Source organism: Achromobacter pulmonis, assembly GCF_021733725.1.
Lineage (GTDB): Bacteria > Pseudomonadota > Gammaproteobacteria > Burkholderiales > Burkholderiaceae_B > Achromobacter > Achromobacter pulmonis.
In genome coordinates this window covers 5,353,801-5,378,123 of sequence record NZ_JAIFOT010000001.1, presented here as the reverse complement: position 1 = coordinate 5,378,123, position 24,323 = coordinate 5,353,801, and the positions used below count along the sequence as shown (strand labels likewise).

At 65.3% G+C, this 24,323-nt stretch carries 23 protein-coding genes; 8 read left to right on the top strand and 15 right to left on the bottom strand.

Translation table 11 applies throughout. From position 1 onward, the window contains the following. Positions 1-37: 37 nt before the first annotated feature. The 10 genes from K2W61_RS24810 to rfbG all read right to left on the bottom strand — a co-directional run bounded on the left by K2W61_RS24810 (position 38) and on the right by rfbG (position 7,976). Positions 38-232, bottom strand: coding sequence for a putative motility protein (locus K2W61_RS24810; protein ID WP_006387491.1), 195 nt, complete (start codon positions 230-232; stop codon positions 38-40). Between the two features lie 118 nt (positions 233-350). After that, a complete protein-coding gene (locus tag K2W61_RS24805) occupies positions 351-1,250 on the bottom strand; it encodes a hypothetical protein (protein WP_236756755.1) in 900 nt (299 codons plus the stop codon). A gap of 128 nt (positions 1,251-1,378) precedes the next feature. After that, the gene (locus K2W61_RS24800) at positions 1,379-2,155 is read right to left on the bottom strand and encodes a TylF/MycF/NovP-related O-methyltransferase (protein ID WP_175134599.1); all 777 of its coding nucleotides are present in this window, start codon (positions 2,153-2,155) and stop codon (positions 1,379-1,381) included. Further along, positions 2,152-2,952, bottom strand: a complete 801-nt coding sequence (locus K2W61_RS24795) for a phytanoyl-CoA dioxygenase family protein (protein ID WP_175134600.1) — start codon at positions 2,950-2,952, stop codon at positions 2,152-2,154. The genes K2W61_RS24800 and K2W61_RS24795 overlap by 4 nt, the downstream gene beginning before the upstream one ends. 61 nt (positions 2,953-3,013) lie before the next feature. Continuing rightward, entirely contained in the window at positions 3,014-3,514 is a 501-nt protein-coding gene (locus tag K2W61_RS24790; RefSeq protein WP_175134601.1) for an acyltransferase, read from the bottom strand. A 19-nt stretch (positions 3,515-3,533) separates the two neighbouring features. After that, positions 3,534-4,289: a cephalosporin hydroxylase family protein gene (locus tag K2W61_RS24785; RefSeq protein ID WP_175134602.1), complete on the bottom strand. Its 756-nt coding sequence runs from the start codon at positions 4,287-4,289 to the stop codon at positions 3,534-3,536. Continuing rightward, the gene (locus K2W61_RS24780) at positions 4,290-5,114 is read right to left on the bottom strand and encodes an NAD-dependent epimerase/dehydratase family protein (RefSeq protein ID WP_236756754.1); all 825 of its coding nucleotides are present in this window, start codon (positions 5,112-5,114) and stop codon (positions 4,290-4,292) included. Further along, positions 5,111-6,355: a class I SAM-dependent methyltransferase gene (locus tag K2W61_RS24775; protein ID WP_175134604.1), complete on the bottom strand. Its 1,245-nt coding sequence runs from the start codon at positions 6,353-6,355 to the stop codon at positions 5,111-5,113. The genes K2W61_RS24780 and K2W61_RS24775 overlap by 4 nt, the downstream gene beginning before the upstream one ends. Next, complete coding sequence (gene rfbC, locus K2W61_RS24770) at positions 6,352-6,909, bottom strand: dTDP-4-dehydrorhamnose 3,5-epimerase (protein WP_175134605.1); 558 nt, start codon at positions 6,907-6,909, stop codon at positions 6,352-6,354. Before rfbC ends, K2W61_RS24775 begins: the two co-directional genes overlap by 4 nt. Next, positions 6,906-7,976, bottom strand: coding sequence for a CDP-glucose 4,6-dehydratase (gene rfbG, locus K2W61_RS24765; protein WP_175134606.1), 1,071 nt, complete (start codon positions 7,974-7,976; stop codon positions 6,906-6,908). The genes rfbC and rfbG overlap by 4 nt, the downstream gene beginning before the upstream one ends. Before the next feature lie 265 nt (positions 7,977-8,241). On the opposite strand from rfbG, the gene K2W61_RS24760 reads away from it, so the two are divergent. After that, positions 8,242-8,991, top strand: coding sequence for a class I SAM-dependent methyltransferase (locus K2W61_RS24760; RefSeq protein WP_236756753.1), 750 nt, complete (start codon positions 8,242-8,244; stop codon positions 8,989-8,991). 11 nt (positions 8,992-9,002) lie between these two features. On the opposite strand, the gene rfbF is transcribed toward K2W61_RS24760, so the two are convergent. The 5 genes from rfbF to K2W61_RS24735 form a co-directional block, all read right to left on the bottom strand. After that, entirely contained in the window at positions 9,003-9,773 is a 771-nt protein-coding gene (gene rfbF / locus K2W61_RS24755; RefSeq protein WP_175134608.1) for a glucose-1-phosphate cytidylyltransferase, read from the bottom strand. Further along, positions 9,770-13,168, bottom strand: coding sequence for an O-linked N-acetylglucosamine transferase family protein (locus K2W61_RS24750; RefSeq protein WP_236756752.1), 3,399 nt, complete (start codon positions 13,166-13,168; stop codon positions 9,770-9,772). The genes rfbF and K2W61_RS24750 overlap by 4 nt, the downstream gene beginning before the upstream one ends. A gap of 251 nt (positions 13,169-13,419) precedes the next feature. Then, positions 13,420-15,099 carry a flagellin N-terminal helical domain-containing protein gene (locus tag K2W61_RS24745; protein WP_175134610.1) on the bottom strand — a complete coding sequence of 560 codons (1,680 nt, stop codon included), beginning with the start codon at positions 15,097-15,099 and terminating at the stop codon, positions 13,420-13,422. 221 nt (positions 15,100-15,320) lie between these two features. Further along, positions 15,321-16,925: a methyltransferase regulatory domain-containing protein gene (locus tag K2W61_RS24740; protein WP_175134611.1), complete on the bottom strand. Its 1,605-nt coding sequence runs from the start codon at positions 16,923-16,925 to the stop codon at positions 15,321-15,323. A gap of 186 nt (positions 16,926-17,111) precedes the next feature. Beyond that, complete coding sequence (locus K2W61_RS24735) at positions 17,112-17,867, bottom strand: RNA polymerase sigma factor FliA (protein WP_175134612.1); 756 nt, start codon at positions 17,865-17,867, stop codon at positions 17,112-17,114. Between the two features lie 428 nt (positions 17,868-18,295). On the opposite strand from K2W61_RS24735, the gene flhD reads away from it, so the two are divergent. From flhD to cheW, 7 genes are all read left to right on the top strand, one after another. Continuing rightward, on the top strand, positions 18,296-18,619 hold the full coding sequence (gene flhD / locus K2W61_RS24730; protein WP_006219025.1) for a flagellar transcriptional regulator FlhD: 324 nt from the start codon (positions 18,296-18,298) through the stop codon (positions 18,617-18,619). Between the two features lie 32 nt (positions 18,620-18,651). Further along, complete coding sequence (gene flhC / locus K2W61_RS24725; protein WP_175134613.1) at positions 18,652-19,233, top strand: flagellar transcriptional regulator FlhC; 582 nt, start codon at positions 18,652-18,654, stop codon at positions 19,231-19,233. Positions 19,234-19,350: 117 nt separating this feature from the next. Beyond that, positions 19,351-20,220: a flagellar motor stator protein MotA gene (gene motA, locus K2W61_RS24720; RefSeq protein WP_175134614.1), complete on the top strand. Its 870-nt coding sequence runs from the start codon at positions 19,351-19,353 to the stop codon at positions 20,218-20,220. A gap of 11 nt (positions 20,221-20,231) precedes the next feature. Further along, positions 20,232-21,221, top strand: a complete 990-nt coding sequence (gene motB, locus K2W61_RS24715; protein WP_175134615.1) for a flagellar motor protein MotB — start codon at positions 20,232-20,234, stop codon at positions 21,219-21,221. Between the two features lie 2 nt (positions 21,222-21,223). Further along, positions 21,224-21,604, top strand: a complete 381-nt coding sequence (locus tag K2W61_RS24710; RefSeq protein WP_175134616.1) for a response regulator — start codon at positions 21,224-21,226, stop codon at positions 21,602-21,604. 29 nt (positions 21,605-21,633) lie between these two features. Next, positions 21,634-23,769, top strand: a complete 2,136-nt coding sequence (cheA, locus tag K2W61_RS24705; protein WP_236756751.1) for a chemotaxis protein CheA — start codon at positions 21,634-21,636, stop codon at positions 23,767-23,769. Between the two features lie 15 nt (positions 23,770-23,784). Further along, positions 23,785-24,285, top strand: a complete 501-nt coding sequence (gene cheW / locus K2W61_RS24700) for a chemotaxis protein CheW (RefSeq protein WP_006387513.1) — start codon at positions 23,785-23,787, stop codon at positions 24,283-24,285. Positions 24,286-24,323 lie beyond the last annotated feature (38 nt).

Genomic DNA, 24,323 nt, shown 5'->3' with positions numbered 1-24,323 from the left:
GCATGGCGGAGCCTGGTGCCGCGCGTGTGGCGCCGCGCTACGCCTGGGTGTTGATGCGGGTGCCGATCTTGCCGTCGATGGCCACCACCGGCAGCGATTGCATCAAGGTGGCGACGGTGTCGGCCTGGGCGTTGATGGCCTTCTTGGTGACGCGGGCCTGGACTTCCTGCATCAATTGCGCATCGCGCATGGCCAGGCCGGTGTTCACGGTGTTGCTGACGGAAAGATCCATGGGGCGGGGTCCTGTGGCAAGACATGCCGGAGCGGTGTCCGGAACGAGAGGATTGTGAGGGATTATCGCGCAGTTTCCCGGGACATGGCGAAATTCTCGGACACCTGCCGCCCCAGCTTCAAGGTTGTGACGGACATTCCTTGATCGCCCCCCAACCCTGGTTTGGGCCGCAGTATTGCCTGCGGGCGGCCCAGGCGCAGTTGGGGCGCTCGAAAAATCCCAGCGTCGCGCAGCGTGCCAGTTCGGCTTTCAGACTGTCGACCCAGGCGTGCGGGTTTTCAGCCGGGATTTCTGTGATGCGCAGCGTCGGCTCAGGCATGGCGGTCGCGGCCGCGTCGCCAGACGGCGCGGCGCTGACGGTGTCTGGATCGTTGGCCGGGTCGGCGTTTGCGGCGGCGTTCTTGTCGGCCGCCGCGGGCGGCGGGTTGGCGGCTGGCTCCGACTCGGCGGGGCCGGACACATCGGGCAATCCTGGCAAGGGCGCGGACCTCGCCGGCGCGTCGGCCGGGGAGGAGGGCGGATTGGCTGCCGGATCGGTGGCCTGCGCGGCGTCCGCATCGCCCTGCACCGGCGCGGGCGTGGGGCCGGGGTTTGCGCCGGGCGGCGGGGTCAACGGCACGCGCACGGGGCCGGCGGCGGAGACGTCCGAATGGCCCGCATTCGGCGTGCTCCACGACACCACCAGCAGTACCAATGCGCCATAGATCGCCAGCGTGTAGAGCACGGTCAGCGTGGCGTAACCGACCCGCTTGCCGGTGATCGGCGTGGCGTCCTCGCGGTTCACCAGGCTGCGCCAGCCGACCAGCGCGGCGCCGGGCGCACTGATCAGCCACCAGGCCAGGCGCTTGAGCGGGCCGGGGCGCGGTAAGGAGGCCTGGACCTGCGCGGCCAGCAACTCGCGCAGGGCACGGTTTTCGTCGCGCAGGCGTTGGGTCTGCGCATCCACCGGCGCCTGGTCGTCTGGATCCGGGGTGCCGTCATGCCGCGTAGCGAGTGGATCGGGAGGCGTGGTGGTCATGTTGCGAAAAATATAGATACAAAATTGTACGAACGCAATTATGACCGCCTGCCAGAGCGGGCAAAAAAGGAATAAGCCGGCAAAAATGCCGGCTTCCGCTCAATCATGCCGTGGCTCGGGCGGCTTGGTTACTCCAGGATGGCATAGCTGATGTGCGGTTCGTAGGTGAAACGCTGGATTCTCAACCGATTCAGGCCCAGCTTCTCCATCACGGCCAGGGTTTCACCCGGCCAGGTCCGGTTGTTCAGTTCGTCGAAGACGATGACGCCGCCCTTGGGCATGCGCGGCAGGAAATGCTCCAGGCAGATCTTGGTGGGCGCGTACAGATCCAGGTCCAGGTGCAGCAGCGACACCACGGTCTGCGGTTCGCGCGCCAGGTATTCCGGCACGCTGTGGGCGACATCGCCCTTGACCAGCTCGACCTTCTGGATGTGGCCGATGAAGCGGTTGGCATCGAACAGCGCAATGGCGCGCTGCAGATCGGCGTAGCTGTCGGCCTGGTAGCCGTGCTCGCGGCGCTCGGTGGTCTGCACGACGGCATGGCGATCCTCGTCGGCAATGCCGGTGAACCCGGAAAAGGTGTCGAAGCCGACGATGCGGCGTTGCAGGTTGACCGGCTCGAGCGTGGCGCTCAACTGGGCGAAGGTCATCAGGCCGCCGCCCCAGTTGACGCCGCATTCCATGATGTCGCCCTGCACGTGCAAGGCCATTTTGAACAGTTCCGTCAGGCACAGGAAGCGCGCCAGGCTCTGGCGCGGCACGAAACTGGCGAAGTTCTCGAGCTTTTCGACGGTGCTGCCGCCGGCCGCATCGAAGAACGCGCCCAGTTCCGCACGGTAGCCCACTTCGCGGGTGGTGCTGCGGCCATCCTGGCGGAAGCGGGAGGGATCGGTGGTGTCGTTCATGTTGCGGTTCTCTCGGATTCCTGTTCGCGACGGCGTTGGGCATTGTGCCCGGGGTAGTCGACATAGAAGATGTTGCTGCGGTCGCCGGTGGGGTAGCGCTGGCGGCGGTATTCGGCGTCGGCCAGGTCCGTGATGCGCAGTTGCGTGGTCCAGCGGATCTGGTCGCCCAGATTGGGCGTGCTGCGGTGGAGCAGCAATTGCTTGAAGATGACCACGTCGCCGCGAGCGGCGGTGACGGTTTCGGGGGGTTCCGTCACGTCATAGTCCAGGCTCAGGTCGCGCTGCAGGAATGGCACGTAAGGCGCGATCACCTTGTCGCTGATGCGCTTGAAGGGATATAGGCCGCGCTTGTGGCTGCCGGGAATGACCTGGATCGTGCCGGACGCCAGGCTGACGTCCTGGAACGGTATCCAGAGCGTCACCGCGTTTTCGGAGCCCAGCAGGTAAAGCGTGTCCTGATGCCAGGCGAACAGGTGGCGGGCATCGGCCGGCTTGTCCAGGCGCATGTTGCAGCAGCCCATCAGGCCGGGGTGGGCCAGGCCCAGTTCGCGGCACAGCCGGTCCACGGCCGCGCTGCCCGACAGGCGCGACAGCGCGGGCAGGTATTTGAGGCGGTCATACAGCAGCGACTGCGTGGCCGCGTCCAGCGTATAGCGGCTGAAATCGTGCACATCGAATTGCGGCCCGACGATGCGCCGCCCCAGCTCGCCCAACTGGTCTTCCAGCTCGTCGAGTTCGCCGTGCTTCCAGAAGTTCTTCAGGACCAGATAGCCGTCGGCTTCGAATCTTTCGCGCATATAAGTCCGTTCGCTTTTCTGTTTCAGTTTGTACGGAGGGATTGCCTGGCGTCGGCGCGGCTCAGCCGCCGGTCTCTTCGCGCCAGCCCAGCACTTTCATGGGGTTGCCGCCCTGGATCGAGAAGGCGGCGATTTCGCCGCGCACGATGCTGCCAGCGGCGATGACGCAGCCTTCGCGCAGAATGGCGCCGTCCAGCAGCACGCAGTTGGCGCCGATCCAGACGTCGTCTTCGATGAGGATGCCGCCCTTGCTGGGGCGGAACCCCTGTTGCCGGATCGGCAGGTCGCGCCGGCGGAACTCGTGGTTGGCGGGCGCGAAGGTGCAATTGGCGGCGACCGCCACGCGCGCGCCCATGCGGATGCCGTTGCCGGTATAGAGCACGCAGCCGGAATTGATGACGCAATCAGGGCCGATGATGACGTCGCCCGCGCCGCCGGCAGGCTTGATCTTGACGAAGGCGTCCACCACGGCGCCCGGGCCGATCACGATCCGGGTGCCGCGGGTGGAATCCTCGATGTCGGCCAGCGACGAGACGCGGGCGCTCGGGGCGATCTCGATCATGGTGCGGCCCTTGGCGTGGTCAGGCCTTGCGGCGCAGGAAGCCGTCGGGCGCCGAGGTCACCAGCAAGCGGTCTTCGACCGAGCGGTCGATCTCGAATTCCGGATGGCTCTTGATCCATTCCCAGACTGCGGTCTTGGGGTTGTTGCCCTTGCCCCAGTGGCGGCCCGGCCACTCGTAGTCGGCCGGCATGTCTTCGACGAAGGTGTCGAACACCACGCAGTAGCTGCCCACGCTGACCAGGTCGGCATAGGCGTTCAGCTCGGCCAGCACGTGGTCGTGCGTGTGGTTCGAGTCCAGGCACACCATGATGTTCTTCTTACCCTGGGCGTGCGCGCGTACCTGGGCGATGGTGGCCGGGTCGATGCTGGAACCCTCGATCAGGTGGATGCGGCTGGCCAGCGGATGGGCCTCGATGGCGCGGCGGTTGTGTTCGCGGATCTCGATGTCCACGCCCACCACCTCGCCGGCGCCCAGCAGTTGCAGCATCGAGGCCGACAGCATCAGCGAACCGCCATGGGCGATGCCGGTCTCGATGATCAGGTCAGGCTTGACCGCCCAGATCAGTTCCTGCATGGCCATGGCGTCCATGGGCAGCTGGATCAGCGGCCGACCGGCCCACGAGAAGTTGTTCATGTACTTGCGTTCCAGCGCCATCTGGCGCCAGGCGATCGACAGCTCGCGGAATTCCTGGTCGGTCGCGAATGCGCCGATACGGGCGGCTTTTTCCTGGCGGTATTCGGGATGCGCGTCGGGCGTGGTTTCAAGGTAGGACATTCAGATTCCTTTGCGTTGGCGGAACTGCGCCAGAAAATGCGGGAAATAATCGGAGAATGCGCGTGGCGTGAGGCCAAAACGGGTCTGGAAGCGCTGCGTATCGATATCGGCAAAGGCCCACTGCTGAGCGTCGGCGGCTTCGGTGACGACGTAGCCAAGTTCCGAGCGCAGGCATTCGGCGATGGCGCGGTTCTCGACGCCATGGCCCTGGGCCAGGTTGAAGATGCCGGTGGCGTCAGATCGGGCCAGCGCCAGGATCTGGGCGACGGCGTCGTCGATATACAGGTAGTCCTTGCGGGAGGACAGCGTGGTTTTCAGGGCAATGCGGCCGCTGCTGGCGCCTTCCTCCAGCAGCTGATCGATGAAGCTGTCGGCGGAATCGCGCAGCCCCACGACGTTGGACAGGCGGGCCACCCGCGCCAGCGGATGTCCGCCATGCAGGCACAGCGACTCGCCCATCAGCTTGGACAGGTTGTAGAGGTCGCCAGGCGCGTTCGGATTGACCGTCAGCGCCGCCTGCTCGCGGGTGTCGTGCGAGCCGGCGTAAACCCGGGTGCTGGACAGGTAGGTCAGGCTGTCGAAATTGCCGGCGGCGATCAGGCGCCGCAACAGGCAGACATGCGCCTCCACGGTATCGAGCGGCCGGCTGCGGAAGTCCGAGGTCAGGCCGATGGCGTAGATCACGTGGCCCAGCGGGCGCTCGAACAAGCCGGGCTCGTCGCGCGCCGGCCCGGCGCAGTCCGCGCCGTCGGCGCGCAGGCGCGCCAGCAGGTGGCGGCCGATGAAGCCCGTCGCCCCGAGGACCGTGACCGTTGGGGTGTTCATGCGTCCTGGCCGCCGTCGATCGCCAGGGCCGGCACCGCGGTGACCAGCTTGGCATGCCAGCCCTCGCGGGCATAGGCCAGTTGCTGCGACACTTCGGCCTTCAGGTTCCAGGGCAGCACCACGATGTATTCGGGCCGGTCCTGGCGCAGCACGTCTTCGGCGACGATGGGAATGTGACTGCCCGGCAGGTGCTTGCCCTGTTTGGCCGGATTCAGGTCCACCACATAGGGCAGCAGGTCGGGCCGCACGCCAGCGAAGTTCAGCAGGGTATTGCCCTTGGCTGCCGCGCCGTACGCGGCCACGCGCTTGCCATTGCGGCGCAACTCCAGCAGCAGCGCCAGCAGGTCGTTCTTGATGCGCTCGGCCTGTTCCTGGAAACGGGAATAGAACGCCGCGCCGGTCATGCCGGCCTGCCGCTCTTCGTCGAGCGTGCGCGTCACCGCCGCCGTGGCCTCGTGATTGCCGGTATCGAGCCGCTGCGCATACACGCGCAGGCTGCCGCCGTGCGTGGGCAGGGGCTCGACATCGAAAACGCGCAGGCCATTGGCCTGGAAGATGCGCGAGACGGCGGTCAGCGACAGATAGGAATAGTGTTCGTGGTAGGCGGTGTCGAACTGGTTTTCGCGCACCATGCGCAGCAGGTGCGGAAATTCGAAAGTGGCCACGCCCTGCGGCTTGAGCAGCGCTGCGAAACCGGAGACGAAATCATTGATGTCCGGCACGTGCGCCAGCACATTGTTGGCGGCGATCAGGTCGGCGGCGCGGCCGGTGCTGGCCAGTTCGTCGCCCAGCGCCACGCCGAAGAAGCGCTGCACGATGTCGATGCCGCGCTCGCGCGCGGCCTGGGCCGTGCTGGCGGTGGGTTCCACGCCATAGCAGGGAATGCCGGCGGCCTTGACGTATTGCAGCAGATAGCCGTCATTGGCGGCGATCTCGCACACCATGCTCTGGGGGCCGAGCCCGAAGCGGGCAACCATGGCGTCGACGTAGCGGCGCGAATGCGCCAGCCATGACGAAGAGAACGAGCTGAAGTAGGCGTAATCGTCGGTGAACAGCGCTTCGCGGCCCGCGTGGTCTTCGGTCTGGACCAGCCAGCACGATTCGCAGACAAGCAGGCGCAGCGGAAACCAGGTCTCGGGCCCGCGCAGCGCGTCGGCGGTCAGATAGGCATTGGACGGCGGGGCATGGCCCAGGTCGAGGAACGGCAGGCGCAGGTCGGCCTGGCAGTGGCGGCACTTCACGGCGCGACTCCGGGGAAAGCGGCGTCCAGGCGCGGATGCTGCAGGTCGCGCTCGGATACCAGGGTAGGGGGCAAGGGCCAGGCAATGCCCAGGCGGGCATCCTGGAAATGCAGGCCTGCCTCGGCCTGCGGGGCGTAGGCGGCGGAATGGCAATACAGCATTTGCACGTCGTCGCACAGGGTCTGGAAGCCATGCGCGAAGCCCTGCGGGATCAGCAGGGCGCAGCCGTTGTCGGCGGACAGCCGCTCGGCGTGCCAACGCAGGAAAGTGGGCGAGCCGCGACGCAGATCCACCGCGACATCCCAGACTTCGCCGCGGATGCAACTGACCAGCTTCATCTCGGCATGGGGAGGCAATTGGTAGTGCATGCCGCGCACCGTGCCGCGTGTGGCGGTATGGGTGTGGTTGACCTGGGCGATGGCGCCTTCCCAACCCGCGGCGCGCAGGGCCTCGGCGTCGAACAGGCGCGCCAGGAATCCGCGCGCGTCACCGCGCGGGCGCCGTTGCACCCGTTTCAGCCCGGCCAGAGGGGTGTCGTGGATCTCAAGGCTCATTGCGGTTCCGAGTAGCGGTCGATATCGGCATGGCACAGCGTCCGCGCATCCTCGCCCGCATCGAAACGGCGGTACCAATCCATGCTGCGGGCGACCGCCATGGCCAATGGCCAGCGCGGCGTCGCGCCGAGCACCGCGCGCGTCTTGGCGGTGTCCAGCATCAGCAGGCCAGCCTCGTGCGGCCCTTCGGGCTGCGCGGCGTAGGCGACGCGGCCACGGCCATAGGCCGCCTGCGCCAGGTCGATCACCGTGCGCACCGGCGCCGCCTCGGCGGCATCCGGTCCGAAGTTGTAGGCATCCGCCAGGGCGGGGTCGTGCCATAGCGCCTGCGCCAGCGCCAGGTAGCCGGCCAGCGGTTCCAGCACGTGCTGCCATGGCCGCACCGATTGCGGCCGCCGCACCTGCAGTTCGCCTTCGTCGCGCCAGGCGCGTACGGCGTCAGGCAACAGGCGGTCGACCGACCAGTCGCCGCCGCCGATCACATTGCCGGCGCGGGCGCTGGCGACCGCCAGGCCCTGTTCTTTCAGGAACGCGTCGCGATACGAGGCAATGACCAGTTCACTGGCCGCCTTGCTGGCGCTGTAGGGGTCGTGCCCGCCGAGCGCGTCGTTTTCGCGGTACGGATAAGGCCATTCATTGTTGCGATAGACCTTGTCGGTCGTGACCATGACCGCCACCCGGGTGTCCGGCGCCGACCGCAGGGCATCGAGCAGGTGCGCGGTGCCCATGATGTTGGTGGCGAAGGTGGCGACCGGCTCGGCGTAGCTGGGGCGCACCAGGGCCTGCGCGGCCAGGTGCAGCACGATTTCAGGCCGCGCCGCCAGGACGAGCTGGCGCAATGCCGCTGCGTCACGGATATCGCAATGGCGGCCTTCGACCAGCTCGTCGATGCGGGCCGCCTGGTGGAGGGCCGGCGTCGTGTCCGCCGGCAACGCGATGCCCGTGACATGCGCGCCCAGCCGGTGCAGCCATAGCGCCAGCCAGCCGCCCTTGAAGCCCGTGTGGCCGGTCAACAGAACGCGCTTGTGGCGCCAGAAGGCGGGGGATGGCAGGAAGGACCCGGTCATGAGTTCCAAATGGGATCGGCGGCGTTCGGGGCGGGAGGCGTTTCGGGAGGGGGTAATGTCCGTGACACGGAGGATTCTAAAGACTTGCCTGCATCGCAATAGGGGGATCAGTCCGGAGATCGACCCCTAGTTTTCGGGCAAGGTCGGAGTGTGGTGGGACGTGGCGCTTTTTGAGATATCCGTGGGCGGAAACGCCGGCCCGCGGCCTCTCGCCTCGCGGATGATGGCGTGATCGCGTTTCATATCCGTCGGGAAGCCATCGAAAATGAGCAAGAATCATCTGAAAACGGTGTTTTTCGGACTGCGGAACCCCACAATGTTCTACGAAGGGCTCCAGACCGCCCTCGATGCAATCGAGGGCATCGCAGGCGCCTACGCGGGCGACAATCTCTTTACCTATCATCGCAATCTGGGCTTTCTGGACGACCCGGCCCTGATGAAGGCGTTCGGCGACCACGCGGGCACCGAGATCGAGCAGGCCGTGCTGTGGCGGATTTCGGTGGTCCTTTGGGGCGTGCGCCAGGGCCTGCGCCTGGAGGGCGATTTCGTCGAGTGTGCTTGTTACAAGGGCACGACGGCGCGGATCGTTTGCGATGCGGTCGAGTTTTCATCCCACCCGGACCGCCACTACTATCTGTATGACCTGTTCGATCACGATCCCTCCCAGCCGCATCACGCCATGCCGGAGCACGGCAAGGAGCTGTATCTCCAGGTCAGGCAGCGGTTCTCCGATCTGCCCAACGTCACCGTCACACAAGGCCAGGTGCCGCAGGTGCTGCAGGATGTCGCGCCCGCCAAGATCGCCTTCATGCATCTCGACCTGAACAACGCGGATGCGGAAATCGGCGCGCTGGAAACACTGTTCGATCGCATGGTGCCGGGGGCGGTGCTGATCCTGGATGACTATGGCTGGCTGGCGTATCGCGCCCAGAAAGAGGCAGAGGACCCGTGGTTTGCGCGACGCGGCTATCGGGTATTGGAATTACCCACCGGGCAGGGCCTGCTGATCAAATAGCGCGATCGGCTTCACCAGACCTTCCAGGGCGCCTGTCCCGCGTTCCACAGCGATTCGAGCAGGTTCTTTTCTCGCAGCGTGTCCATCGGCTGCCAGAAACCCAGGTGTTCGTAGGCGTGCAGGTGCCCTTCGCGGCTGAGGGTTTCGAGCGGTTCGGCTTCCCAGCTGGTGTCGTCTCCGGCGATCAGGGGCAGCACGCTGGGCGACAGCACGAAAAAGCCGCCGTTGATCAGTCCGCCGTCGCCGCGCGGTTTCTCGGTGAAACCGGTGACGCGGTCGCCTTCTCGGCGCAGCGCGCCATAACGGCCGGGCGGCTGCACCGCGGTGACCGTGGCCTTGCCGCCATGGCGGCGGTGGAACGCGATCAGCGCGCTGATGTCGATATCGGCCACCCCGTCGCCGTACGTGAAGCAGAACGCTTCCTCTTCCTTGACGTAATCGGCCACGCGCTTGAGACGGCCCCCGGTCATGGTGTTCTCGCCGGTATCCACCAGCGTCACGCGCCACGGCTCGGCCTTGCGCTGATGGACTTCCATGCGGTTGTCGGCCATGTCGAAGGTGACGTCGGACATGTGCAGGAAGTAGTTGGCGAAGTACTCCTTGATCATGTAGCCCTTGTACCCGCAGCAGATCACGAAGTCGTTCACGCCATGGGCGGAGTAGGTCTTCATGATGTGCCACAGGATGGGCCGGCCGCCGATTTCGATCATCGGCTTGGGCCGGGTATGCGTTTCTTCGGAAATACGGGTGCCCAGGCCACCGGCCAGGATGATTGCTTTCATGCTTGGTTCTCGCACCAATTCGTGAACATGCCGCGCAGGGCGGCTTCGAACTTGCGGGCGAACGCGGGTTCGTCCATCAAGGGGCTGGCGCGCATTTCATCGCGCAGCGTGTTGCGTACTGCCTGCAGGGCGGGGAGATCGCTGGCCAGTTCCACCACCTTGCGGATGTAGGCGTCTTCGTCATCGGCCACCCATTCGGGACGACCGATGCCGTGCAGAACGGAAGCGCCAATACGGCCGACGCTGGGACGATCGGCCAGCGTTACATAAGGCACGCCCATGTACAGCGTTTCGACCAGCGTCACGCCGGAATTGTGCGGGAAGCAGTCCAACCCGATGTCCATGCCGCGCAGCACGTCCCAGGGGGGGCTGGTGCAACCGACTTCGAGCCGCTGGCGTTCGATGCCGTGCGCCTCGAAGCGGCGGATCAGCTGTTCGCGCATGGGCCCGTCGCGGTAGCTGGTGCTGTTTACCACCAGATGCGCCTGCGGCAGGCGCCGGAGGATCTCGGACCACACCTTGACGGTGCGGTCGTTCATGCGGATGGCGCGGGTCAGCGTTCCCAGCGTCACGTAGCCGTTGGTCAGCGCCGGCAGCGGGCCGGGGTCGCCCATGGTGGTGCCCGGCCGGTAGATGAAATTGCTTTGTGCCAGGCGCCAGGGCTTTTCCGAGAACAGGTGCTCATAGCCCGCCGGCAGCATCACGTCGTCGGTCATGATGTAGTCGATGGCCGACAGCCCGGTGGTGTAGCCAAAGCCCAGCCACGTCAGCGATACCGGCGCGGGTTTGCGCGCGAACGCGCCCAGCCGGTTGCCCGCGGTGTGGCCGGCGACGTCGATCAGGATGTCGATGCCGTCGGCGCGGATGCGTTCGGCCAGCTGCGCATCGCTCATCGACGCCGTGGGGACCCAGTGGTCGAAGTAGGCCTTCAGCCTCGGCGTGGTGGCGTCTTCGGCGACCAGTTCCGCGTAGGCGGTCAGTTCGAAGCGCTCGCGATCATGGTGCGCGAACACCGGCTCGATGAAGTAATTGCCGGAGTGCTGGCGGAAGTCGGGCGACACGTAGCCGATCCTGAGCCTGCGCTGCGGATCACGGTTGTTGTTGTGCGGCTTCCAGGTCGAACGCAGCGGCAGGCAGAGGTCGGTGTCGTAATCGCGATAGGCCTGGAACACTTCTTCGGCCGTGCGGTCGTCCGAATAGTTCATGGCGAACAGCAGGTTGTTGCGCGCCACCGCAGCGGTCGGGTAGTGGGCCAGGGTCCTGCGGGTCATTGCCTCGGCCTGAGTCACCTCGCCCGAGTCGATGTAGATCTTGCTCAGGTTGATGAGCGCCTTGCGGTGGGTCGGATCGAGCGTCAGCGCCGTCAGGTTGCAGGCTTCGGCTTCCTTGTAGCGGCGCTCGGCGGCCAGCGCATCGGCCAGGGCGGAATGGGTTTCGGGGCTGCGCGGGTCCAGCTCGATCGCGCGGCGGGCCACGCCGATCGCCTCGGCGGTGCGTCCGAGCTGGGTCAGGACGGCGGCGAGCACGATGTGGCTCTGGGCATCGGCCGGCGCCAGATTCATCATGGTGAGCGTGGGCTGCAGCGCCTGGGGGCTGCGAAAGGTGCTGAACAGGGCGATGCTCAGCGCTTCCCAGGCGTCCCAGAAACGCGGCGCCAGCTTGGTCAGCTGCCGAGCGACCGGCTCGGCCTCGAGGTAGGCCTTGCGCATCATCAGTTCGTGCATGCGCTTGACCTGAGCCGTGAGGCCGGCAGGCGGGACGGACTGGTGTCCGCTGGCCTGCAGCACACGCGAATTCAGGCTCAGGCAGGCCAGCGCGCTGGCATACATGCCGGCCAGCGGCATGTAGTCCTCTCCGGCTGCCTCGAGCGTGCGGCGCAGCAGGTCGGCCCAGGCCTTGGCGCTACCCTGGGCCAGCGCATAGCGCTTGACCAGCGAGAGGGTTTCCGCCACGTCCGCGGGCAGGGGCGGCGGGGCATCGCCGGCCGCGGCGCTGGGCAGGCGGCCCGCCGCCAGGTTGGCCAGGATGGCCGCCTGCTGCGCAGGCGGCACGTAATTGACGGTTTCGTGCCACAGGTTGAAGCGCGGTAGCGCGGGTTCGTCGTCCGCCGCCGCGGTGCTCAGGAAGGGCAGCAGGCGCAAGCTGTCGTCGCCCTCGGTTTCGTAGGGGCCGGGGTCGAGGCAATAGTGCACCAGATCATGCTCGAGCAAGGTTTGCAGCGTGCGTTGCAGGATCTTGGCGGCCGCGTCATTGTCGATCTGGTTGCGATAGAGCAGGACGGCCAGCAGGGTGCTGTAGGGGAGCGAGCGGGGCCAGGCATGCGCCAGCGTATCCACCACGGTCACCGTGTCGGGGTCGTGCGTGACCAGGGCGCGGCCAAGGTGGTTCACATAGGTCGCTCCCTCTTCCTGGCCATTGGCGGCCAGCCGGATCGGCCCGGCGGCGAAGCGCAGGTCATGCAGCCGGGCCAGGTCCGGGCGCTGGACTTCACCCGCCCGTTCCTCCCGCAGCCAAAGGCATTGGCGGAACGCGCGACCCGTGGCGAAATCGAGATACTGCTGGCGCACGGTGGCGGGTTGTCCCATTGCCACCAGGCTATGGTTCAGGGAAACGCCTTGGCCGAACGAGAGCGGCAATTCACTCAGGGGCTGCACGTCGCCCAGGTAGGCCAGGCCGGCCTGGCCGGCCGCGCCGGCCAATTCCACGAAATAGCTGGGATTGCAGGCCAGCGGATCGGCGCCGCTGGCGTTGTCTAGGGCCCGGGCGAACTGATCCGCCGCGGCCGCCAGGGACGCGGCATGCGGATTGGCCGCCGCCATGCCGTCCTTGAACAGGGACAGCGCCGCCCGGGCGCTCTGGCGCAATTCGTCGCCGTTCTGGGCGGCGTGACCGTGCAGCAGGATGGCATCGCGCACCACTTCCAGCGATTTGGCGCCGGGATAGACATGGCAATCCAGATACAGGATGCCGCGCGGACTCAGCAATTGCGCGCAAGCCTGCAGCAATGCCTGCTGGGCAGGCGCGGGCAAGTAGCTGTACAGGCCGGTGACGATGACATAGTCGAACAGGCCCAGCTGGGTGCCGATGTCGGCCGCCTCGCCCACATACAGCGTGAGGTTGGCCGCGCCCAGCCGCCGGGCGGTCTCGGTGCCTTGTGCCACCAGGGCCTCGGACCCGTCGAGACCGACCGCCTGCGCCTGCGGGTGGGCGAGGGCGAAGGGCAGCAGCCCGGCGCCGTCGCCACAGCCGATGGCCAGCACCCGGGCGCTGTCCAGAGGGACTGTCTCGACCCCATACAGGTGGGCGGTGGCGCGCAGCCGTTCGGGGGAATGGCTGGGGGCGAGGGGGCCGGGATCAGCGGCGGTCTGTCGTTGGGTGTGGGCCGGATAAGACATGTGGCGTGCGAAGGAGGGGCGGGCCCCGGGGAATGATTGCGGTAATTCTAGGGAGGCGGGCACCGGCTCATTCAGCGAATCAGCATGCCAATTCGCCGCCAGTTTGGATGAAACCGCGCGAAGCCGGCGGGAATGAAAAAACCCGCCAGGAGGCGGGTTTTGGATGGTAGGCCACGGTGCGAAGGGCCGTGGCCGGCTGGCCAGGCGGGGAAACCAGGGCTTCCCCGCCCGTCCGGGCTGCGAGCCGCGAATTAACGCAGCAGCGACAGCACGGTTTGCGGCACTTGGTTGGCTTGCGCCAGAACCGAGGTGCCAGCCTGTTGCAGGATCTGGGCCTTCGACATGTTCGACACTTCCGTGGCGTAGTCGGCGTCCTGGATACGCGAACGGGCGTTGGACAGGTTGTTGACCACGTTGTTCAGGTTGGCGATGGTCGATTCCAGACGGTTCTGCACGGCACCCAGTTCACCGGTCAGCTTGTCCAGCTTGGTGAAGGCGGCGTCCAGCGTCTTCAGCGGATCGGTCGTCAGCGTACCCTTGCTGGTGGTGTCCGTGGTCAGCTTGCCCGAGGCGCTGACGTAGGCGGTGGCGCCCACTTGGGGAGCGTAGTCGCCCGTGCCCGTGCCGCTCTTGACCGTGGCCTTGCCCGTGTTGGGATCAACCGTGTACACGGTGTCGAAGGTCTTGGTGGTCGTGAACGAGCCCTTGTCGTCGACGTACGTGTCGGTCGAGGTGCCGTTGACCAGCGTAACCGTGGCGCTGGTGATGCCCTGGCCCAGTTGGATCGACGAGTTGGCGGCGGCCTTGACGTTGGCCAGCAGCGCATCGGAGGCGATGGTGTTGGTGAACGTCAGTTGGTTGGCGGTGCCCGTGTTGGAGTACGTCTTGCCACCGATGGCGACCGACGACGAACCGGCGGCGCCGGTGTTGTTCGAAGCAGCCGTCATCACGGAGTCGAGCGTGGCAGCGGTGGCGCTGGCGCTGTTGGTGGTCAGGTTGCCGGCGGCATCCAGGTAGGCGGCTTGACCGCCGACGGTGACCTTGCCCGTGGCGTCGACTTCGAACGAGGTCGAAGCGGAGCCGTTGCTGTGGGTGTAGGTGGCGGTGGTGGTGCCGGTGGCCGGACGCAGCGAGTTGGCCAGGGCGGTCACGGCAGCGGCGTTCGACGCCGACTTGTCGGTGAACGTGAAGTTCTTGTTGCTGGCGTCGTAGGTGTAGACGGTGGCGCCGGCGCCGGTGCCCACGGTGACCTTGTTGCCGCCTTCGAGCTTGCCGAACACTTGGTCAGCGGTGGCGCTGGCGTGGTTCGTGGTCACGGTCCAGTCGTTGCCAACAGAGGTGCCGCCGGCAGCTTGCAGGTCGGACACGGTGGCCGTGCGGTTCTGGGTCACGCCCGAGCCGTTGACGTTGAAGCCGTCCAGACCCAGGGTCTTGACGCTGATTTCGGTCAGGTTCAGGGTGATGGTTTCGCCGTCGTTGGCGCCGACTTGCAGCGTCAGGGGCTTGGCGTTGGAGGACAGGACCTTCACGCCGTTGAAGTCGGTTTGTTGCGAGATGCGGTCGATGTCCGACAGACGTTGGTTGATTTCGTCTTGCATCGAGTTCAGCTGCTCTTGCGAGTAGCTGCCGTTACCGGCTTGCACCGACAGTTCGCGAACGCGCTGCAGGTGGGTGTTGATTTCGGAGGCGGCGCCTTCCGTCGTCTGGGCCAGCGAGATGCCGTCGTTGGCGTTACGGGCGGCTTGGGTCAGGCCCTTGACGTTCGCGGTGAAGCGGTTGGCAATGGCCATACCGGCGGCGTCATCCTTGGCGCTGTTGATGCGCAGGCCGGACGACAGACGCTCGATGGCGGTACCCAGGGCGGATTGCGACTTGTTCAGGTTGTTCTGAGCAACCAGCGACAAGTAGTTGGTGTTGATAACTGCAGCCATGTTTAGGCTCCCAAGAGAGAAAGGCTTCTTCAAACCGGGCAGCTGGGCCGCCCATCGTTGTAACGGGAAGAATTCGATTTCTTGCGTCTTCGAATTTCTCCGTTGCAAGGATTACGGCAGTCGCAAATCAATCTTTAGGGCTTTTTTTGGCATTCGCAAAATGTTGTTTGACGCAGATTCAGACCAATCCGGGGCCGCGGCGCAACCGCCGCGGAGGTCGCTCAATGCAGTAACAGGCCCGCGTGGCGCAGGCCGGCGAGCAGGCTGGTGACGATATCCTGGGCTACCGGGTCGAGGTTGCGCGCACCTTTATAGGACTTGCCGTCAGGATGCGGGAAGCGCCCGGCCGTGAGGGCATCGCGGGCCAGCGTGCGCAGATCGCTGATGCTGCGCTGGCCATCGATCTGGCTCAGGAGGTAGCCGTGCAGCGGGGCGGTCGGTGGCGTGACGGGGTGATGCCAAGCGTTGTGCATGCCGACCTGGCACCCTATTTTTGTTACTTGTTGTAGCAACTGGACGGCGCCCGGCAGCAATTGCGGCCGCGACTGCGGCGTGTCATAAGGCGCGGGCTCGCGCCGGTAGTGAAGGGCGCCCGCCTGTAGCAGCGTGACCAGATTTCCGATCAGCGCGTCGGAGAGGGCGCCGGCCTCTTGGTCGCCCGCCACGTGGCGCACGCTGTCGCACAGCGCATCGAAGCTGTGCGATTGCGGCCAGGTCCGCGCCAACCCCTCCATCAGGGCGGCCATCGCCGGGTCCTGGGTGGTGATGCTGGTATTGGCCGCGGTGCGGAACTGGCGCTGGCCCGCGGGCGCGCCCGCCGGCGCCGGAAGAGGCGTCAGGTCGGCGGCAAAGTGCATGGTGGTGAAGGCATCGCCCTGCGGCTGCTCCAGGATCTCGCCGGCCCGTTCGGCATGCACCAGCAGGCTCTTGCGGAACTGGCGGCCCACCGCGAAGTCGAGGTATTGCTCGCGCATTTCCCGGTTGGCGTTGACCGACAAGCCGTTCAGGCCCAGCGCCACGGTGCCGCCGTAAGTCGAGGGAAACGTCTGCTGGGGTTCGGCGTCCGTGACATAGGCCAGCCCGGCTTGCTGCGCGGCGGCGGCAAATTCCAGGAAATAGCAGGGCGTGTTGATGGCTTCCAGGTACTCGTGCAGCAGGTAGTGGTCGGTCTGGCCGCGCAGTTTCTGCGCCGCTGGCTGCAGTGCCGTGCGTAGCGGATTGTTATGCCACAGGCCGCTCTCGATCAGCGTCAGCATGTCCTTGGCGCGGGCGATTTTCTCCTGCGGCGTCTGGGCGCCGAAGCTGTTGAGTATCATCGCGTCGCGGATCACATCCGCCGCCTTCCAGCCCGGGTAGGTGTTGTAGCTGACGTAGGCGATGCCTTGCGGCGCCAGGTTCTCGCGGCAGACGCGCAGGATGGCGTCGCGCACGTCCGGCGGCACCCAGCTGAACACGCCGTGGCAAATGATGTAGTCGAACGTGCCGAACGCGGCGGTGATATCCGTCAGACTCATGGCGCGCAGATCCAGATTGCGCGCGCCGACCGCTTCGGCAACCTGCCGGCCGGCGTTGATCTGCTCGGGCGACAGGTCGATACCCACGACCTGGGCTCCCGGGTGGGCCAGCGCGAACGGCAACAGATTGCCTCCCGCCGCGCAGCCCAGTTCCAATACCCGCGCCTGCTCCAGCGCGGGCGCCTCGAGCCGGTAAAGGTGCGCGACCGCGCGCAGATGGCCGGGCGAGGTGTAGGAAAACGGCAGGGAGATATACGGGGTTTCGTCGTAGGCGTCGGAAATGGCCTGCGTCAGGAGGTCGGGTGCGCTCATGGCGAAATTCCAGGGGTCGCGGTGCGTATCTGGCGACGGATCGCCCTGCGCACCTCATTGGGTCAGCTTGCTAGGCTAACAAGGATGGGCGGGGCGCAATGGCGCGAATAGCGTTGGATTTCCCTGGAATTCCCGCCCGACGGCATGGCGGGTCGGGCGCGGGCCGCAAGGCTGCGGCCCTGTGCTTCAGATGATCTGCGCGATCTGCCCGTCCTGGGGCAGGTGCTGCCAGGCCTGTTCGCGCAGCTTGGCGCGGATGCGGGCGGTGGCCTGTGAACGCAGCTGGCAGACACGGGCCTCGGTCACGTTCATGATCGCGCCGATTTCCTTGAGGTTCAGGCCCTGCTCGTAGCACAGCGACAGCAGCAGCTTTTCGCGGTCGGGCAGGGTGTCGATGGCGTGGATCAGGGCCTGACGGAAGTCACCGGCCAGCAGCGAGTCCAGCGGATTGCCGCCGGCGGCGCCGTGGTTCAGCGTGGCGGCCCAGTCGGACTGGCCCGAGGCGGTGTCCGGCTCGGTGGCGAAATCTTCGTAATGAACGATCTGCACGCCTTGGGCGTCATGCAGAAGCGTCTGATATTCGCTCAGCGGCATTTCCATCTGCTGCGCGATCTCGGCTTCGCTGGGGGCGCGCATCAGGCGCTGCTCCAACTGCTGGATGGCCTGTTCGATCTTGCGGGCCTTGGCGCGCACGCTGCGCGGCAGCCAGTCCTGGCCGCGCAGCTCGTCGAGCATGGCGCCGCGGATGCGGGTGGTGGCGTAGGTCTCGAACTGCGCGTCGGCGGTTTCCTGGTAACGCCGCACGGCGTCCAGCAGTCCGATCATGCCGGCCTGGATCAGGTCGTCGAGCTCGACGCTGGCCGGCAGCCGGGCGAGCAATTGCAGGGCCAGCTTCCGCACTAGCGGGGCATATTCGACCAAGCTGTCATCTGCGTGGGGCATTGCGGAAATGTCGGGCGGTGTCCATCGTGACGCATTGTCGGTTGTTGTCAATTTACGACATTGTCGACAAACGCGCGGCTACGCTAAGGCTAGCAAGATTTTGTGATCGGCAAGGCGCCATTGTCGGCAAAAGACGGCATTTCATTCGCTAAAGCACGCAATGTTTTGAATGCTTATTTGCCAAATTGACGTACATTTGTCAGGAATTTATATGTCAAGGTGTGTCTATAGCATCACGTTGCGCAATATCAACAAAGATTTGTCATATAAGTCATAGAAAATGACATGACCTGTGGTAAATTTTACTTAAATTGCGAACAAATGATACATTTCGCATTAAAACAGGATGCAGCGGGCGGGCGCAACAATGTTGCGCATGTCATTGGTTATCAAGCCCCTTCGGTGGGATAGGGAATAGGGAGTCGGGCGTGCAACAAGTCGAAAATTCTTTGCTGGCAGATATCCGCGAAGTGAATCTGTCTTATCTACTTCTCGCCCAGCGCATGCTGCGCGATGACTATGCCGCATCGATGTTCCGCCTGGGATTCAGCAACGAAGTTGCCGACATCCTGATGCGGCTTTCCCCGGCCCAGCTGGTCAAGCTGGCCAGTTCCAGCTCGCTCCTGTGCCGTTTCCGTTTCGATGACTACAGCCTGCTGTCGGCGCTGACGCACGACGTGCTCGGTGGTGCGCTGCAGCAAGCGCATGCGACGATCCTGCTGGCCAAGCAACCTGTCGAAGAACTGGCCTGACGGCCGGTCGACGCCCACTTCGGACACGTGTAATGGCCACCAAGAGCGTTTCGCAGGAAGCGGATGACATCCTGCTCGCCAGCTCCATGATTACCCTGGGGGCGCGGTTGCAGGTGCTGGAGGCTGAAACCAGTCTCAGCCACGACCGCCTGGCACGTCTGTACCGCGAGATCCGCGGCTGCTCGCCACCGAAGGGCATGCTGCCTTTTTCGGTCGACTGGTTCATGACCTGGTTGCCGAACATCCACTCCTCGCTTTTCTACAACGTGTATTCGTTCCTGAATGCGCGTACCAGCAGCAAGGGCATCCGCGCCATCATCGACGCCTACCGGCTCTATCTCGAGAACGCCGGCGTCGACAACGCCGAGTCCGCCGAACCCGTCCTGAGCTTCACCCGCGCCTGGATGCTGGTGCGGTTCTTCGACAGCGGCATGCTGCAGCTCTCCGCCTGCCGCCAGTGCGGCGGGCATTTCATTGCCCATGCGCATGACCCGCAGTCGGATTTCGTGTGCGCGATCTGCCGTCCGCCCCCCCGCGCCGGCAAGACTCGCGCCGCCGCCAAGGCGCGGGCGGGCACCCGTTCCGCGCCAGCCGTAGACGCCGCCCGTTCCTGAGCGGTGCGTCCAAATACATCAAAAGCCCTGGAAAACTCCCCGTAACCCGCCTTTTTGGGACGGGGGGAACAGGGGATCATTGACGCCGGTTTTAGACTTCGTTGGCAGGGGCCTGATGTGTTGATTGTTATCGGTTTTCTCGTGGTGATCGTGTCGGTCGTCGGCAGCTTCGTAGCGCTCGGCGGTCATCTCGGCGCGCTTTACCAGCCGTTCGAGCTGACGCTGATCTTCGGCGCGGCCTTCGGCGCGTTCCTGGCCGGCAACAGCAAGAAGTCGCTGATGCTGGTCAAGAAGGCACTGCCTGACACGCTGAAAAGCTCGCGCTACGGCAAGGACGTCTACATGGAGCTCATGGCGCTCCTGTACGTGCTGCTGAACAAGGCGCGCCGCGAGGGCCTGATGGCCATCGAATCGCACATCGAGGATCCGGCCTCCAGCCCGATCTTCAGCGAGTACCCGCGCATCGCCAAAGACGACAAGCTCATGGAGTTCATCACGGACTACCTGCGCATCATGATCAGCGGCAACATGAGCTCGTTCGAGATCGAAACGCTGATGGACGAGGAAATCGAAACCTACCGCCACGAGCGCGAAGTGCCCGCCAGCATGATCCGGCAGATGGCCGACGGCCTGCCGGCGTTCGGTATCGTGGCCGCGGTGCTGGGCGTGATCAAGGCGCTGGCCGCCGTCGACCAGCCTCCCGCCATCCTCGGCGACCTGATCTCCAAGGCCATGGTCGGCACCTTCCTGGGCATTTTGCTGGCCTACGGCTTCGTCGGTCCGCTGGCCTCGCGCATCGAGCGGCGCACGGACGAGGCGATGAAGGTGCTGGAATGTATCAAGACCACGCTGCTGGCCAGCATGAACGGCTACCCGCCGCAATTGGCGGTGGAATTCGGTCGCAAGGTGCTGTATTCGTCGGTGCGTCCGACCTTCGGTGAGCTGGAAGAGCACGTCCGGCAGACCAAGTCCACCGCCAAGGCCTGACGGAGCGGGCCATGAGCACCGTAAACAACCACCGCGTGGTGATCCGCCGCAAGAAGGTCCATGGCGGCGGACACCACGGCGGCAGCTGGAAAATCGCCTACGCCGACTTCATCACGGCCATGATGGCGTTCTTCCTGGTGATGTGGCTGATCAGCATCGTGCCACGCGAGGAACTGAAAGGTATCGCCGAGTACTTCCGCATGCCCCTGCGCGTGGCCCTGACCGGCGGCCCCAGCAGCTCGGCCGAGACCAGCGCGGTTCCCGGCGGCGGCCGCGATCCCCTGCGCAGCGACGGCGACGAGCGTCGCGGCCAGGGCAACCGGGTCGAGGCCCAGCCGATGGGCGACGCCGAGCGCCGCGACCAGCATCGCCTCGAAAACCTCAAGCGGCGGCTGGAAAACGTCATCGAGAACAGTCCGGTGCTCAAGAGCTTCCGGCCCCAGCTGTTGCTCGACATGACCACCGAAGGCCTGCGCATCCAGATCATCGACAACCAGAACCGCCCCATGTTCGCCACCGGGCGCGCCGAAGTGCAGCCCTATATGCGCGACATCCTGCGGGAATTGGGGCCGGTTCTGAACGAACTGCCTAACAAGGTCAGCATCTCCGGGCATACCGATGCGTCGCAGTATGCCCGCGGCGAACGCGCCTACAGCAATTGGGAACTCTCGGCCGACCGGGCCAACGCATCGCGCCAGGAATTGGTGGCCGGTGGCATGAACGAAAGCAAGGTCATGCGCATCCAGGGCCTGTCCTCGAGCATGAGTCTGGTTAAAGATGATCCGTATGCGGCCGTTAATAGGCGTATCAGCCTAGTGGTGCTCAACCAGAGCACCCAGCGGCGCATCGAAAGCGAGAACGCCGCGGCAGCGGACGTCAGCGCCAAGGATGCCCGCGAGGTTGGGACGGCCGTGGAGGCGGCGAATGCCGCAGCCAAGGCCACGACGGCAACTAAGCATGGCGACGCGGCGGCAACGCCGCCCGCTGAAGGGGCTCGATAGCAATGGCGGCAACGATTCTGGTGGCGGACGATTCGGCGACGATGAGAATGATCGTCCAGGCGACGCTGACGGGCGCGGGATGGAAGGTTTTGACGGCCGGCAACGGCCAGGAAGCGCTGGAGGTGGCCAGGAGCCATCCGGTGGACCTGGTGGTGAGCGACTGGAACATGCCCGTGATGGGCGGGCTGCAACTGATCCAGGGCTTGCGCGAACAGGAACAGTACCTGGATGTGCCGGTACTGGTGCTGACCACCGAGGATGACGTGGACAGCAAAATGGCCGCCCGGGACCTCGGTGTATGCGGCTGGCTCTCGAAGCCGGTCGATCCCGATGTGCTGGTGGAATTGGCGTCCGAGCTGCTCGATGAGCAGTCCGGCGCGTAGGCAAGTTCATTTATGAAGGCGTACGGGTCATGAGTTCTGGATTGGACCTCAGTCAGTTTTACGAGACCTTTTTCGACGAGGCGGACGAGCTGCTCGCGCAAATGGAGCAGTTGTTGCTCGAGCTCGACGTGGGCGCGCCGGACATCGAGCAGCTCAACGCCATCTTCCGCGCAGCCCACTCGATCAAGGGCGGCGCCGCGACGTTTGGCTGTTTCAACCAGCTGGCGGGCACCACCCACTTGCTCGAAAACCTTCTGGACGCGATCCGTCGCGGCGAAATGGCGCTGCGCACGGACATGATTGATATTTTCTTGGAAACGAAAGACGTGCTCAAAAGCCAACTGGATGCCTACCGGGCCTCCGAAGAGCCCGATGAAGCCGTGTTTGAGCGTATCTGCGCGGTATTGAGGCAGCTCGCCCTGGAGCACAAGGATCCCGCGGCGGCTGCCTCGGCGCCTGCTCCCGCTCCCGCTCCGGTGGTTCAGGCCGCGCCCGCTCCCGCGCCCGTGGTCGAGGCGGCCCCCGCGCCTGCGGTCGAGGCGGCTCCGGCGGCCGAGCCCGCCGACGCTGCCGGTCTGCCGCTGCGCGTGCGCATCACCAAGGTGTCGGACAAGGACGCCGAGGCGCTGCTCGAAGAAATGGGCAACCTCGGCCAGGTCAAGGCCAGCCAGCGCGCCAACGGCGTGTTGACCGTCTGGGTCGACAGCACCTGCACACCGGACGACATCGAGGCCGTCTGCTGCTTCATTGTCGATGCCGACCAACTGAACATTGCCCGCGAAGCGCCGCCGGCGACTGCTGCCGAGCCAACCGTGGCGGCGCCCGTTGTGGCCGCCGAGCCGGCCGCCGCAGCGCTCGAGGCCGCGCCGCCCGCCGCCGCGCCCGCCATGGCCGAATCCGCCGCCGCCGCCGAGGCCATCTCGCAAGCGGCGCGCACCAGCCGCGCCGCTGCGCCGGCCCACGTCGACAAGGAATCGACCTCGATCCGCGTCGGCGTGGAGAAGGTCGACCAGGTCATCAACCTGGTGGGCGAACTGGTCATCACCCAGGCCATGTTGGCGCAGACCGCGTCGACGCTGGACCCGGTGCTGCACGACCGCCTGCTCAATGGCATGGAGCAGCTCGAGCGCAATGCGCGCGACCTGCAGGAAGCCGTCATGTCGATCCGCATGATGCCGATGGACTACGTTTTCAGCCGCTTCCCGCGTCTGGTGCGCGACATCGCCGGCAAGATGGGCAAGCAGATCGAATTGCAGACCTACGGCCGCGCCACCGAACTCGACAAGAGCCTGATCGAACGTATCATCGACCCGCTCACGCACTTGGTGCGCAACAGCCTGGACCACGGTATCGAGACGCCCGAAAAACGTGTCGCCGCCGGCAAGGATCCGGTGGGCCAGCTGGTATTGTCGGCTCAGCACAACGGCGGCAACATCGTGATCGAAGTCAGCGATGACGGTGCCGGCCTGAACCGCGAGAAGATCCTCAAGAAGGCCATGGCCCAGGGGCTGCCTGTCAACGAGAATTCGCCGGACGACGAAATCTGGCAACTGATCTTCGCGCCGGGCTTCTCCACGGCCGAAAAGGTCACCGACATTTCCGGCCGCGGCGTCGGCATGGACGTGGTGCGCCGCAATATCCAGGACATGGGCGGTCATGTGCAATTGTCGTGCGAGCCGGGCAACGGCACCACCACGCGCATCGTGTTGCCGCTGACGCTGGCGATCCTGGATGGCATGTCGGTGCGGGTCGGCGAGGAAACCTTCATCCTGCCGCTGAATCACGTGACCGAATCGCTGCAGCCGACCAACGACCAGATCTATTCCGTGGCCGGCAACGAGCGCGTCATGCACGTGCGCGGCGAATACCTGCCGCTGGTGGAAATGCACCGCGTATTCTCGGTCGGCGAGGCCCAGACCGACCCGACCCAGGCCATCGCGGTCATCATGCAGGCCGAGGACCGCCGTTTCGCGCTGTTGGTGGATCACCTGATCGGCCAGCATCAGGTGGTGGTCAAGAATCTCGAGTCGAATTACCGCAAGGTCCCCGGCATCTCCGCCGCCACCATCCTGGGCGATGGCAGCGTGGCGCTGATCGTCGACGTATTTGCGCTTGCGCGCGCCAACCGTGAGCGTTGGTCGCAGCCCGAAGCCATTCTGAATTGATGGAGAAATAGCCCCATGGCAGCCAAACCGCAAGCGCAAGCCGCGCGCAATGAAGATGTCGGCAACGAGTTCCTGGTCTTCACGCTGGGCGATGAAGAGTACGGCATCGACATCCTGAAGGTGCAGGAAATCCGCGGCTATGACGCCGACACCGTGACCCGCATCGCCAACGTCCCGCCGTTCATCAAGGGCGTGACCAACCTGCGCGGCATCATCGTGCCGATCGTCGACCTGCGCATCAAGTTCAACCTCGGCAGCGTCGAATACAACGAGCAGACCGTCGTCATCATCCTGAACCTCGACCGCCGCGTGGTCGGCATCGTGGTCGATGGCGTGTCGGACGTGCTGATGCTCAACGCCGGCCAGATCCGCCCGGCGCCGGAATTCGGCGCCACCCTGTCCACGGAATACCTGACGGGCCTGGGCACGGTCGATGAACGCATGCTGATCCTGGTCGATATCGAAAAGATGATGACCAGCGATGAAATGGCCCTGGTGGAGAAAGTCGCTTCCTGATCGGAACGGCTGGACCCGGACAGCGGCCACCGTGGCAA